This window comes from Nostoc sp. ChiVER01 (assembly GCF_034531155.1).
Classification (GTDB): domain Bacteria; phylum Cyanobacteriota; class Cyanobacteriia; order Cyanobacteriales; family Nostocaceae; genus Nostoc.
In genome coordinates this window covers 108,745-122,357 of record NZ_JAVRBS010000008.1, presented here as the reverse complement: position 1 = coordinate 122,357, position 13,613 = coordinate 108,745, and the positions used below count along the sequence as shown (strand labels likewise).

Annotated in this window: 14 protein-coding genes; 7 read left to right on the top strand and 7 right to left on the bottom strand. The window is 43.2% G+C overall.

The window, feature by feature from the left end:
• Positions 1-76: 76 nt before the first annotated feature.
• The 5 genes from RMY00_RS13045 to modA all read right to left on the bottom strand — a co-directional run bounded on the left by RMY00_RS13045 (position 77) and on the right by modA (position 6,145).
• Positions 77-1,006 (bottom strand): cation diffusion facilitator family transporter, encoded by a 930-nt coding sequence (locus RMY00_RS13045; protein WP_322647954.1) that lies wholly within the window; start codon positions 1,004-1,006, stop codon positions 77-79.
• A 160-nt stretch (positions 1,007-1,166) separates the two neighbouring features.
• Positions 1,167-3,380 carry a xanthine dehydrogenase family protein molybdopterin-binding subunit gene (locus RMY00_RS13040; protein WP_322647953.1) on the bottom strand — a complete coding sequence of 738 codons (2,214 nt, stop codon included), beginning with the start codon at positions 3,378-3,380 and terminating at the stop codon, positions 1,167-1,169.
• A complete protein-coding gene (locus tag RMY00_RS13035) occupies positions 3,377-4,360 on the bottom strand; it encodes a xanthine dehydrogenase family protein subunit M (RefSeq protein ID WP_322647952.1) in 984 nt (327 codons plus the stop codon). The genes RMY00_RS13040 and RMY00_RS13035 overlap by 4 nt, the downstream gene beginning before the upstream one ends.
• Positions 4,347-4,970 (bottom strand): (2Fe-2S)-binding protein, encoded by a 624-nt coding sequence (locus RMY00_RS13030; RefSeq protein ID WP_322647951.1) that lies wholly within the window; start codon positions 4,968-4,970, stop codon positions 4,347-4,349. The genes RMY00_RS13035 and RMY00_RS13030 overlap by 14 nt, the downstream gene beginning before the upstream one ends.
• 383 nt (positions 4,971-5,353) lie before the next feature.
• Complete coding sequence (modA, locus tag RMY00_RS13025; protein ID WP_322647950.1) at positions 5,354-6,145, bottom strand: molybdate ABC transporter substrate-binding protein; 792 nt, start codon at positions 6,143-6,145, stop codon at positions 5,354-5,356.
• A gap of 382 nt (positions 6,146-6,527) precedes the next feature.
• Here modA and RMY00_RS13020 point away from each other — a divergent pair, with 382 nt between their 5' ends.
• Positions 6,528-6,653, top strand: a complete 126-nt coding sequence (locus RMY00_RS13020) for a hypothetical protein (protein ID WP_322647949.1) — start codon at positions 6,528-6,530, stop codon at positions 6,651-6,653.
• Between the two features lie 297 nt (positions 6,654-6,950).
• On the opposite strand, the gene RMY00_RS13015 is transcribed toward RMY00_RS13020, so the two are convergent.
• Both RMY00_RS13015 and RMY00_RS13010 read right to left on the bottom strand, forming a co-directional pair.
• Positions 6,951-7,406 (bottom strand): cupin domain-containing protein, encoded by a 456-nt coding sequence (locus RMY00_RS13015; protein WP_322647948.1) that lies wholly within the window; start codon positions 7,404-7,406, stop codon positions 6,951-6,953.
• An 82-nt stretch (positions 7,407-7,488) separates the two neighbouring features.
• Positions 7,489-8,268, bottom strand: coding sequence for an isochorismatase family cysteine hydrolase (locus RMY00_RS13010; protein ID WP_322647947.1), 780 nt, complete (start codon positions 8,266-8,268; stop codon positions 7,489-7,491).
• Positions 8,269-8,349: 81 nt separating this feature from the next.
• Here RMY00_RS13010 and RMY00_RS13005 point away from each other — a divergent pair, with 81 nt between their 5' ends.
• The 6 genes from RMY00_RS13005 (at position 8,350) to RMY00_RS12980 (ending at position 13,435) form a co-directional block, all read left to right on the top strand.
• Positions 8,350-9,750: an amidohydrolase gene (locus tag RMY00_RS13005; RefSeq protein ID WP_322647946.1), complete on the top strand. Its 1,401-nt coding sequence runs from the start codon at positions 8,350-8,352 to the stop codon at positions 9,748-9,750.
• A gap of 92 nt (positions 9,751-9,842) precedes the next feature.
• Positions 9,843-10,976: an ATP-binding protein gene (locus RMY00_RS13000; protein ID WP_322647945.1), complete on the top strand. Its 1,134-nt coding sequence runs from the start codon at positions 9,843-9,845 to the stop codon at positions 10,974-10,976.
• A 141-nt stretch (positions 10,977-11,117) separates the two neighbouring features.
• Positions 11,118-11,372 carry a hypothetical protein gene (locus RMY00_RS12995; protein WP_322647944.1) on the top strand — a complete coding sequence of 85 codons (255 nt, stop codon included), beginning with the start codon at positions 11,118-11,120 and terminating at the stop codon, positions 11,370-11,372.
• Positions 11,369-11,716 carry a type II toxin-antitoxin system RelE/ParE family toxin gene (locus RMY00_RS12990; protein WP_322647943.1) on the top strand — a complete coding sequence of 116 codons (348 nt, stop codon included), beginning with the start codon at positions 11,369-11,371 and terminating at the stop codon, positions 11,714-11,716. Before RMY00_RS12995 ends, RMY00_RS12990 begins: the two co-directional genes overlap by 4 nt.
• Before the next feature lie 85 nt (positions 11,717-11,801).
• On the top strand, positions 11,802-12,035 hold the full coding sequence (locus RMY00_RS12985; RefSeq protein ID WP_322647942.1) for a hypothetical protein: 234 nt from the start codon (positions 11,802-11,804) through the stop codon (positions 12,033-12,035).
• A 191-nt stretch (positions 12,036-12,226) separates the two neighbouring features.
• On the top strand, positions 12,227-13,435 hold the full coding sequence (locus RMY00_RS12980) for a NupC/NupG family nucleoside CNT transporter (protein WP_322647941.1): 1,209 nt from the start codon (positions 12,227-12,229) through the stop codon (positions 13,433-13,435).
• Positions 13,436-13,613 lie beyond the last annotated feature (178 nt).

The window sequence follows — 13,613 nt, the reverse complement described above, 5'->3', positions numbered from 1 at the left end:
GAGTTGCGAATTGCGTTAGCGTTCGCGTAGCGTCTCGTAGAGAGGAACGAGCGTCATTGCGAATTGCGAATTGGTATTATTTCATATCTTGCATTTGCTGATTGCTCGGACGCTCCAACTCCAAATCGTCCCAAGAAACTGGATCTTCTACAGGTTCTAAATGAGTTGTAACGTGGGTTGAAGGCAGCACTCGAACAATAGCAAGCTCAATTGCCTCACATAAATCATGCCCTTGTTGCACTGTCCAAGATCCAGGCACAAGAACATGAAAGGAAACAAAGCGACGGGTTCCAGCAGTACGGGTTCGCAAGGCATGAAACTGGATGTCTGGACGTTTGTACTCGTTAAGGATGCTTTTAATTGCGTCAATTTCTTTTTTAGGCAAAGCTGCATCCAGTAAGGCGCTACTGGTTTCCCGCAGCAAACGAAATCCTGTCCAAGTAATATTTGCTGCTACTATCAGCGCGACAATTGGATCGAGGACGAGAGTGCCTGTTAGCTTGACGAGTAAGATTCCAACTACTACACCACCCGAAGTTACTACATCGGTAAACAGGTGATGAGCATCAGCCCTTAGTGTAATGGAACGCAACCGTCGCCCTGCTCGTAGCAAAATAAAGGCAACAACGCCGTTGATTGCGGTTGCAAATAGGGAGAGCGCCAACCCTAATCCCAGTTGTGTTAATGGTTCTGGATGCAGCAAGCGTCCCCAAGCTTCAACAGCAATGCTAATGGCTGCCGCTATAATCAAAGCACCTTCTGCACCACTGGAGAAGTATTCAGCTTTAGAATGCCCAAAGGCATGTTCGGCATCGGCTGGTTTATCAGCATAGGTCAATGCCCATAGAGCAACCAATGCTGCTAGAAGATTTACAATTGATTCAATAGCATCTGAAAGCAAACCTACTGAGCCGGTTAGCAGGTAAGCGCCAAATTTTAAGGCAATAGTGATGATTGCTGCTGCAATGGATAAGAAAGCGTAGGAGCGGGCTGTTGGACTACTCATCTCGGTCACGGACGTAATACAGTGATTCCGAGCTAAGAGTACCAAATTTTACTTGAGTGGTCATCAGTCTTGAGTATTTTAAGACGCGATGATAAATGATGATAAATTAAGACGCGATTCATCGCGTCTCTACAGGGTATTATTGCCGCGTATGAATTATCTACAGCAGTTTGTCTAATGTAATTGGCAAATCGCGGACGCGCTTACCTGTGGCATGATAGACAGCATTAGCGATCGCCGCCGCAGTGCCGGTAATGCCAATTTCACCAATTCCTTTGACACCAAGCGGGTTGATATGTGGATCGTTTTCATCGACAAACAACACCTGAATATCAGGAACATCTGCATTCACTGGTACGTGATACTCAGCTAAATCATGGTTGACAACGCGTCCTAGATTCGGGTCTATTACCGTATGTTCCATTAGCGCCATGCCAATGCCATAGATAATCCCACCGATCAGCTGACTGTTGGCTGTTTTAGCATTGAGGATGCGTCCCGCGCCAAAAGTTCCCACCCAGCGCGTTACTCGCACTTCACCCAAATCAGGCTCAACGCGAACTTCGGCAAACTGCGCTCCAAATGAGTGCATTGAGAACTTCTTCTGTTCTTCTCCCAGCTTGGCATCTCCACGCGCTTCGATCATTTTCATGCCATGCCGTGCCAAGATTGCTTGATATGTTTCAGTTGCAGAGGATTTATTTTTTAAGAAAAAGCTGCCATTTTCGGCAATCACATCCTCAGCCTTTGAACTATAAAGGGGCGATTTTTGATCGGCAAGTGCTAGTTGCAAAAGCTGACTGCGAGCTTGATTTCCTGCTAAATGTACGGCTGAACTGACACTGGCGGCAGTTTGTGAACCACCAGAAACGGGGGTTTGTGGCATCTTGGTATCGCCTAGTTCAAAGCGGACTTTGTTAACAGGTAAACCAAGTGCCTCAGCTGCAACTTGAGTCATGACAGTATAAGTCCCTGTACCAATATCTTGGGAACCGCTTAATACAACGGCTGTACCGTCTGCCATAATTCGGGCGATCGCTGATGCTGGGGAACGGTTGGTAGGATAAGTAGCTGTCGCCATCCCCCAACCAATTAAATAGTTGCCATCGCGCATTGAACGAGGCTTGGGATTGCGCTTTTGCCAGCCAAATTTTTCTGCTCCTAATTTGTAACACTCTCTGAGTGATTTGCTCGACCAGGGCAGTCCTTTACTAGGATCGACTTCAGCATAGTTACGCAAACGCAGTTCGACGGGATCGATATTGAGCGCATAAGCTAGTTCATCCATTGCCGATTCTAAGGCAAAGGAACCAGAAGCTTCGCCTGGGGCCCGCATATAGGTTGGTGTTCCTTGATCGAGTTGAACCAGACGGTGGCTAGTTTCGATATGGGGGCTAGCGTAAAGCATTCGGGCGCTTTTACCAACAGGTTCGATAAATTCATCGAAAGTTGAAGTTTGGGAAGTGCCGGAGTGTCGCAAAGCAGTCAATTTGCCATCGCGGGTTGCACCGAGAGCCACCTGTTGAATTGTCTCCGGTCGAAAGCCCACAGGCCCATACATCTGTATTCGTCCCAGAACTAATTTTACTGGGCGATTAACTTGCTTTGCGGCGATCGCAGCTAGCGGTACATGCGACCAAGCCGACCCTTTGCAACCGAAGCCACCGCCCACATAGTAAGACATAATGCGGACTTTCTCAGGCTCAATTCCTAATACCTCCGCAACTTTTTTTTGAGTCGAAAAAATTCCCTGAGTTGCGTCATACAGCAGCAGTTCATCGCCTTGCCAAACTGCTGTTGTGGCATGAGGCTCCATTGGATTGTGATTTTCTACTGGGGTGGTATAGGTTTGCTCGACGCGGACAGCCGCCGCCGCTAGTCCCTGGTTGACATTGCCATGCGCTAAATCGGGTGGTTCCTCTCTAGGGATTTTACCTTTAGGTAAGTATGCCTTTGTGAGATTCTCCCGCATATTAATGGTTGGTTTCTCTTCGTCATAGCGAACTTGTACGAGTGAGGCAGCATACATCGCTCGTTCAAAGGTATCGGCAACGACGACACCAATATGCTGACCGCTATACAGCACAATGTTATCTTGCAAGACTTGCACTTTATGACCGCCGCCCTTTTCTCCAAAAGCTTTGGGCGCGTTGAGGTGGGTAATTACTGCTAATACACCCGGTACTTTTTCCGCCGCCTTGGTATCGATTTGGGCTATTTTACCTTTGGCGATCGCACTTTGAATTGTCACGCCATAAGTCATTTTGGCGATGGGAAACTCAGCCGCGTAACGTGCGCCACCAGTCACCTTCAGGTATCCATCAACTCGATTTAGCGGTTTGCCGACAACTGTATTTGTGTCCTTTGTATTCATGCCATCCCTCCCACCGTGAAGAGCGCCTTAACAATTGTGCGTTTAGTCAGTTCGACTTTAAAGCCGTTGTATTTTTGAGGTTTAGCTCCGGCGATCGCAGCGTCGGCAGCTGCTTGAAATGTTGCCTGGTTTGCGGGCTTGTTCAAAAGTATTTTTTCTGCTTCGGTGGCACGCCAGGGCTTTGTTCCTACGCCGCCAAGGGCAATGCGTGCCGAGCGAATAATCCCATTTTGAATATCTAATGCTGCTGCAACCGATGTCATCGCAAAAGCATAGGAAGCGCGATCCCGGACTTTTAAATAGTGCGATCGCTTCCCAAAGGTTGAAGCAGGTAAATCAACGGCAACAATTAACTCTCCATGCTCTAAAACTGTTTCCCTTTCTGGCGTTTCGCCAGGTAGAAGATGAAAATCTACAAGGGGAATACTCCGCTCTCCCCTTGGCCCGCGTGTCTGCACAACGGCATCGAGTGCCACCATTGCCACCGCCATATCAGAGGGATGGGTGGCAATACAGCGATCGCTACCGCCAAGAATCGCATGAATGCGGTTGTAGCCCTCAATTGCCGCACAACCTGAACCGGGAACACGCTTGTTACAGGGCATCGAAGTATCGCGGAAGTAGTAACACCGGGTACGTTGCAGTAAATTTCCGCCCACTGTCGCCATGTTTCGCAGTTGCGGTGATGCCCCAGACAGCAACGCCTCTGATAGCACAGGATAACGCTCTTGAATGATCGGATTATATGCAACATCACTATTGCTTGCCGTTGCTCCAATCCGCACACCGTTACCCTGTACTTCTATCTTGCTCAGTGGGAGTGGGTTAATGTCAACCAACTCTCTTGGAGTCTGGACATTCAGCTTCATCAAATCGATGAGGCTAGTACCACCAGCGATATACGAAGCTTGAGCATCTGGAGTAACCAACGCCACAGCATTTTCTGCTTGTCCTGCTTTCTTATAGCTAAACGGCTGCATCTTTTTTTCCCTCTAAGACATCGCGGACAGCAGCCACGATATTTGGATAAGCCCCACAACGGCAGATATTGCCGCTCATCAGTTCTCGAATGTCGGCATCCGATTTAGCGTGTCCTTCGTTGACTAAACCCACTGCCGAACAAATCTGTCCTGGTGTGCAGTAGCCACACTGAAAGGCATCGCGGGACAGAAACGCGGCTTGCATCGGGTGCAGATTGTTTCCTTGTTCTAGTCCTTCAATAGTTGTGATTTTTGCGTCGGTGTGCATAATTGCAAATGTCAGGCACGAATTAATCCGTTGCCCATCAACCAGCACCGTGCAAGCACCACACTGACCATGATCGCAACCTTTTTTAGTACCAATTAATCCTATGTATTCTCGAAGTGCATCAAGTAAGGTAACACGCGGTTCAATTTGCAAACTATGTGATGTTCCGTTCACTTGTAGCGTCACCTTCACAGTTTCAGAAGTGGAAGTTGGCAGCATTGGGGTTGTTTTTTTTACTTGATTTTGTGCTACAGCCTTCTCTACAAAATTAGCGATCGTAGCTCCTACTGTGCTAATAATCATCAATTGACCCAACTTGCGGCGTCTTAGGGCAAACCTCATCTATTTACTCCATTCTGTTTTTGTTGGTAATAATATTGAGTAATTCTTTTGATTTCAATTCTTTATAAAAATGACATTCTTAACAGAATACAATTTCATCTTGTTACCGTCTCTCTATCAGAAGATTTACGCCATAAGTATCATATATAGGACTTACGCAAAAATTGCTAAAAAGCTTAATTTATCGAACCACCAAGACGCCAAGAGCACCGAGAATTCGTAGAGTGTGCGTAAGTCCTAATATATATAGGACTATAGCAGCCGTGAATAATAAGAAAGATCCCCGACTTCTCAAAGGAAGTCGGGGATCTTTGTCTCTCTCACGGAGGAATAGCTACTGATAGATGTTTTTTCAGCTTACTTGCAAACAACTAATTAGACACTCAAACAATAAACCCATATTTTCTCAATACAGTTTTAGCTTGACTGCCAGATAAAAACTGGACAAATTGTTTAGCGGCAGAAATATTTTTACTGCTTTTAATTACTGCCACTGGATAGACAATCGGTGAGTGAAGCTTTTCGTCAGCAGTGACTACGACTTTTACCTTGTTGGAAGTTTTGGCATCAGTGGCATAAACTATGCCCGCTTGAGCATTACCACTTTCTACTGCTGCCAAAACTTGACGTACATTGTTACCAAAGACAAATTTTGATTTAAGCTGATCGTAAAGTTTCAAATTCTTTAAGACTTCTTCTCCATATTGCCCTGCCGGTACACTCCTGGGTTCACCAATCGCAATTTTCTTAATCTTGCTATTTGTTAAATTGGAGAAACTACTGATACCAACAACATCCTGAGCCACAATCAAGACTAGACTGTTATTTGCCAGGTTAGTACGGCTACCTGGTAGCAACAATCCTTTTTGTTCTAAGGCATCCACCTGCTTTTTACCAGCAGAAATAAAAATATCCGCAGGCGCACCTTGCTCAATCTGTTGCTGCAAAGCACCAGAAGCCCCAAAGTTATAACTAATGTTGATATTTGATTTACTTCGTTGGTACAAAGGCTTAATTTCTTCCAGCGCATCTTTTAAGCTAGAAGCTGCGGACACAGTTATGCTGGTGCTTGATTGTGCTATTCCAGGAGAAGGAGTAACCAATGGTAAACCAATTGCCAAGAGCAAGCCTGCAACTGCTATACCCAGAAAGCCAAGAATTTGTTTTCTTTTCATAGAAAAGGTGCGATATAAGTTGTTTCCAAAATTGATGCTAGGTAAAATCGTACCAGCAATACCAACTTTTAACCAACTTTACCGGTAAAATTTCTAAAAAAGAACAAGGTAAGTTTTCTATCTTGCAGTTAAAAACTTCTGAAATATCACGGTAAGCTAGTTGCGATTACAACTAATTGTGTCAATAAATTGTCACATTAGCTGCTCAGTTGCCTTTAACACATTTCCCCACTCCAGCTTATCATTTGCTGCATATCAATGATTATTTCCTGACAAGCAGTTTTCTAGTGGTTGCTCTTATCGCTGCGAGTTTTGTGATATTCCAGATTCTATGGCAACAGTCCCCGGATAAACACCAGAGCAAGTAATCGCATTAGATGCAATGCGACAATCTGGCAATCTGAGGGCAGTGTATTTTGATGATAACTTTGTTAGCGATCGCCGCGCCGCCATGAAGTTGGTTTTTCATCTGATTGACTGGCAAAAACGCAATGGCTACCCCATCTAGTTTGCCTGTGAAGCAACGCTCAACTTAGCTCAAAGTCCAAAACTGCTGGAAATAATGTGATTAAGTTTGCCTAAGATTGTGCCAAAAACGAAGCTGATTCTTCGTTTTATTCCCAAAGAATCCTGACTAAAGTTCGTAGTTAATAAGCTAAAATTTTTTAACAATAAATTATTCGTAATTCATAATATTTCCTCGTTACCGTGTTTCACATGGAAACGAGGAATCCCGCATAAGTTAAATTACGAATTACGAATTAAGTAGCTTGCTTCTCGCCGGAGGCGAGTATTACGAATTATTTTAACAGGGCATCAAAGCATCGAATCTCCCTAATACTGCCATGTCTTCTGCATCTAACTCCGCCGGAATACCACTGCGAATCAATTCCGAAAAGTCTTCATTGGGAATCATAACAGTCAATGTGTACAAGCGAGTAGAACCAGTATTTTTAATCAAATGAGTACCAGTGGGAGGTACTAATAAACTATCCCCAGCCTTGATCGTGGCACTCTTGCCGTCACAGATGGCGATCCCTTCGCCTTTGAGGACGAAAAACATTTCCACCGCCCACTGATGGCGATTTGGAGGTGTTTGTCCACCAACATCGAAAATTTCTATGCAGCAAGTCAACGAAGTGTTAGCACTTGTCGAATCGAAGATAATTGCTAATCGATTCGAGGCGTCGGGACTGATGCGATATACTTGGTAATCTTTACTAGATTTGATAACCGGAATTACACAACGAGTAGCGTACATTTATTTATCCCCTCTGAAGTTATCGATGGGTATGAAAATTCCTAAAATAGGATCAATCTAAAATCTAAAATTCAAAATTGATTCACTCCTCACCTTTTTGCAGCGCTGTTAAAATCTTTTGGGAGTCAGTCACAAAACCGAAGCATTGTTTGACATTATACAACGTCGCCAGCCAACAATATTCAGGAGAAGTGGTAGCAGTACAGTCTTTAACTAACACGCAATCATATCCTAAGAAGCTAGCATCACATAACGTAGTTAGCACACATTGATCGGCATTAACACCAGCAAAAAATAATGTTGTCTTTCCCAGATTTCGCAAGATACTATCTAATGGCGTATCCCAAAACCCACTCATGCGGTATTTGTCTATATAAATATCTTCGGGTATTTTTTCTAATTCGTCTACTACTGCTGCTGCCCAACTACCTGCCATGAGTACTCTAGCACCATTGCTTGGCAGTGGATCGCCCAATCCTACACCCTCTCCTGTGGGATTATAGACGTGACGCGAACCAGCACTAATATTGAGTAAGTCGGGACGATTTCCCCAATTTATCCAAATAACTGGAACACCAACTTCACGCAGTTCTGGAAGCAAGTTGTTCAAAGGTTCAATAGGCTGACGCGCCGGAGTTACGTCTACGCCGATATGCGCTAACCAGCCGTCAGGGTGACAGAAGTCGTTTTGCATATCAATGACGAGGATAGCTGCTTTTGCCAAGTCTAGGCGCAGGGTTTTAGTTTCTGTTGATAAAATAACGGGTTGTGGGGCCTTTTGAGGACGAGTGATATCTGCGATCGCATCATTCACTGTCCACGCATTTGGTGGAACTCCCAATGTCCGTAATGGTAAATTCATAAAATTGCAATACCGAACGCCATTTTCTATTTTGTAACTTGAAATTCAGTTGAGAATACAATTACTTAATCAAGGTTAAATATGGTAAGTTTCACCATCCAGAATGTTTTAATTGCCGCCGATGATGATTATGCAACGGTAGATGTACAGATTATAGATGGTGCAATTGCAGCCATTGCCCCTAATCTACAGGTAATCGGCACACCTATAGATGGCAAAAACAAGCTATTGCTACCTGGCTTTTTCAATGCTCACACTCACTCATCAGAGATGTGGCAACGGGGGATCATGTCAGCTTTCCCTTTAGAATTATGGTTAGCAGAACTGTATGATTTTGCCCCTCTCGATCCCGAACAGGTTTATCTCAGCGCCTTGGGTACTGCGGTGGAAACTCTACTTTCCGGCGGGACGAGTGTAGTAGATCATCTGGTGTTAATTCCCGGACTTGAGTTAGAAACGATCGCCATTGCAACTCGCGCTTACAGAGAAGTAGGAATTCGCGCCTTTATCGCCCCTTTAATTCAAGATGAATCCCTCAGCGCAGGTATCCCATCTGGGGAATCAGCCCGAAAGCATGAACCTTATTTTCGCTCAACTGCGGCAACATTAGAAATTATCGAAGAGGCGGTAAGACAGTTTCATCGCCCGGATGAGGGTATAAATATTTTAGTTGCACCAACAGGGATACAGTTGTGTACTGATGCTTTATTTGAAGGATGCAGTGAGTTAAGCGATCGCTATAATCTTTGTCGTCACTCCCATTTACTTGAAACCAGGGCACAGGAAAAACTCGCCCAAGAAAAGTACGGTTGTACTGCTGTAGAACATTTGAAAAGAATCGGATATTTGAGCAATAAAACTTCTCTTGCTCATTGCGTTTGGTTAAATGATGCTGATATCGCCATTCTCGCCGAAACTCAATCTACAGTTGTTCATAATCCCTTAAGTAATTTGCGTTTAGGCAGTGGCATCGCCCCTATTTTAAAATATCGTCAAGCTGGAGTAAATGTAACTTTTGGTTGCGATGGTGCTTCGAGTAATGACTCTCAAGATTTGCTAGAAGCAATCAAAATGGGTTCTATTTTACATAATGTTACAGACTCAAATTATCAAAACTGGATTACGCCCAGACAAGCTGTAGAAATGGCATCCTTGGGAGGCGCAAAGGGACTGAATATAGCAGACAAACTCGGTTCTTTAACTGTGGGTAAACAAGCAGATTTGGTACTTTATGATCTCACCAATCTATCATTATTACCCCGTACAGATCCCATTGGTTTATTAGTCTTAGGTCGTCCTACCAATGTTGTTGATAGTGCTTGGGTAAATGGTAAGCAAATTGTTGCTGATGGTAAAGTTACCACAATTAACGTTGATGATTTGCGACAAGAATTATTTAACCGCAGTCAATGGGAGACAAAACGCAAGTCTAAAACCGTCGCGCAAATAGAAGCGCATTATCGCACAGTTATGGGGTTGTGAAACCCAATTAAACACGCTTTGATCCCCTTATGCCTTATAATTAATTACCCTATTTAATGTGTTAAACTGCACCTTTGCAGTCCGGAGTCTTAATGGATTTCAATCTACAGGCTGAAATCAAACAGTTAGTGGCAACGAAGCGAGAAGGTCAATATTGGGATTTTAAAGAGAAGCATCATGACAATAAGGCTTCACTGCTTCACGATATTCTTTGTCTCGCTAATTCGTTACATAAGGGAAATAAGTACCTAATCTTTGGAGTGGGCGATCCTCAAGCTGGCTGTGAAATAAAAGGAGTAGAGCAAGAAAATAGAAAGTCACAAACTGACTTGATCGATTTTTTGCGATCAAAGCCGTTTGCTGGCGACATAAGACCAGAGATCGAATTAAGGACATTTGAATTAGAAAGCCATGAAATAGATGTTTTAATAATCTTTGATAAACCCTTTAAACCTTACTATTTAAGAGACGAGTACAGAGATAGGGACAAGCAAATAAGAGCAAACAGCATTTACACAAGAAACATTGATACGAATACACCTATTGACAAAAGTGCTGACATCAGAATAATTGAAATGATGTGGCGAGAACGTTTTGGGTTGGATGTCCAGCCCGGTGATAGAATCGTCGATTTCTTATGGAAGCCAGAGGAATGGGACAAGGATATAGGAAATAAAGAGTGTGCTTATCACAAATATAATCCTGAATATCAAATAAAATTCGGAGAACCAAGAGAGTTTAGGGATATATTCAGTTATTTCTATATAAATAAAAGTTCGTTTATAGGAGAAGCAGAATTTAAATACTTATCTACAACATTGTTCACGTTGCCTTATATGTACTGCGATGAAATGAGGATTGAATTAGCAGTACCTAATAATGGTCATGTTCGAGTATCAGGACGTGAAGTTTGGTATATCTACTATGTGCTTAAAAGCAGGAATGGAGCGTTTCTAAATTTCATGACAGATAGCAAACTAGACTTTCAGAGTCGGAGTGGAGAGGCTATATTTCTGTTATACAGAAATCATGATGAGCGCAAGGAATTTGAGAATTATCTCTCGAATAATTTAAGTAAACTGGATGACATAGATGATTCAGATATCGGTAGGTATATTCAGAGTGACCTCGATAGAGAGGATCAGCACTTTATTTTTAAACCTGTAGAGATGGTGAAAGTTAAAAATCTATTTGAATATTGGAGAATACATAAAGATATAACTTAACAAGTCAGTTGCACCCCATGAAACAAGACTTTCTGGTTAGGATCAACAGTATGATGAAAGATACAAAATATTTAGATAGCTACTGATTGCTGTGTTTGCTAGAATATCGCGCAGAGGCTCAATGCCAAAGGAAGTAGCTCTATGCCAATTGTCATTACCCTTAGCCCAGAATTAGAAGCATTATTACGTGACAAAGCCACTCGCCAAGGTCAAGATGTTAGTCTTGTAGCATCTGAGTTGCTTACCAGTGTCTTAGAGTGGGAAGTACAAGAATCAGAGGAGGCAATAAAGGGGATTCAACAAGGATTAGATGATTTTGAGACAGGACAGTTCCGGTCTTTTCATGAATTTGCCCAAGAACAGCGTCGCAAGTATAATCTGCCAGCTGATTCATGAAATATCGCATCGAAATTTCCAGTGTGGCGGAGTTTGAAGCAGACAGTGCCTTTCTCCGGTTGTCCCAAGTCACATCCCCTTTAAGGGCAAGTCAATGGTATGCCGAATTGCTGGAAGCAATTGATTCTTTGTCTCAAATGCCGAAGCGCTGTCCTTTAGCGCCAGAAAACGAGTATTTCAGCCAAGAAATTCGACAACTACTTTATGGTCGAGGACGCAACTCATACCGCATCCTTTTCACTATTTTGGAGGATCAAGAAGTATCTATGGTGCGTATTCTGCACATCCGACACACTGCACAGCAAATACTGGGTGAAGATCCTGAAAAACCCAACGCCACCTAACAAATTCACTATACCCGATCGTCTAGAGATTATATCCTGAGTATTTAATGTTATCTGCCACCAGTTATCTTGGTCTTATTTCGTTGTGTGTACCTTTACAGATGAGAGCAACTATGCTGAAGTTATGTCGGGTATACAAAGAGATGAACCTATAATTACTGTTACACACTGTATCTGGCAAATTATTGGTGTTTGCGATCGCAACTTTGGCATTGAGTCTGGTTATGGTGGGATAACTGGCACAGATAACCAAGGGAGCCAGCGCGGTCTTGGGGGTTTCCCCCATGAGCGACTGGCGTGTGGGGTTCTTCGGGTTTAATAAATAATCAAGCGAACATAATATTAACCTCCATACCGCCATGTTTTTCTACAATAATTTGAAGTGCGATCGCTAAATCCTTCTTTACACCATTAAAACTTGAGTAATTCACTACAAACCCATAAAAACACGCGGATTTTTGTGTATGCTTTGTGGCCAAGTGCCTTTGCCATACATTTCCGGGAGTAAATATGGAACGCGCCATTTCTGCGTTGGGGATTTTAGTTTTTATCGGTATATCCTACGCTTTCTCGGTTAATCGTCGTGCGGTTCGTTGGCGCATAGTGGCGTGGGGTTTGGGATTGGAGTTTGCATTGGCGCTAATAATTCTTAAAACTCCTTGGGGTTTGAATGTGTTTAAATCTCTGGGAGATATTGTCAGCCAATTTTTAGCATTTTCTGATGTTGGTGCAAAATTTGTCTTTGGAGAAAATTTTAAGGATCATTTTTTTGCCTTCCAAGTGCTGCCGACAATTATCTTTTTCTCTGCCTTCATCAGCGTTTTGTATTACTACGGCATTTTACAGCGAGTCGTAAATGTGATGGCGTGGGTAATGATGAAGACGATGAAAACATCCGGTTCTGAATCTTTATCCTGTGCAGGTAACATCTTTTTGGGGCCAACAGAGTCGGCGCTGATGGTTAAACCTTATATAGCGAACATGACGCAATCAGAACTTCATGCTGTGATGACGGGTGGTTTTGCCACAATTGCGGGTGGAGTTCTAGGGGCATATCTCTCCTTTGGGATACCAGCAGAACACCTGATTGCTGCTTTTTTTATGACTGCTCCCACATCGTTGGTGGTATCAAAATTGCTGTATCCAGAAACAGAAGCATCAGAGACGGCTGGCGAGGTAAAAGCGAGTGTAGAAACCAACTATGTAAATGTAATTGATGCTGCTACTAGCGGAGCAATTGATGGTGTGAAATTAGCAGTTAATGTTGGGGTGATGATTATTGCCTTTTTAGGATTATTAGCTGCCCTAAATGCACTGCTGGGATGGTTGGGAGCATTTGTGGGTTTACAGCAACTCTCATTACAGTGGATTTTATCTTTTATTATGGCTCCCGTAGCTTGGCTGATGGGCGTACCTTGGGCTGATTGTCGGCAAGTGGGGGCTTTGTTGGGTACAAAGACAATTTTGAATGAGTTTATTGCTTTTTTAGATTTGAAAGCACTAATTGAAAGTGGTAAAATTTCCCAACGTGCAATAATTATTGCGACTTACGCCTTATGTAATTTTGCAAATATCGGTTCAATTGGAATTACTATTGGCGGCATTACTGGAATAGCACCTAATCGCCAGCATGATTTAGCTCGCATGGGTCTAAGGTCAATGATTAGCGGATTGTTAGCGGGTTTTATTACCGCTTGTATTGCTGGGATGTTGATTTAAAGCAGGCAGGGGGGAAAAAGGGTTTTCCGATTTTTGCGATCGCTCTTACCCCCTATGATGGAGAAAGCGATCGCTTAGTGAGTCTTAACACCTGCGTTTCCAAAATAAGTTACCAGCTGAATTACCAACCTCAATTGCAGATTTGCTAGTGCAAAGGTATGACTAAAACTTTTTTATA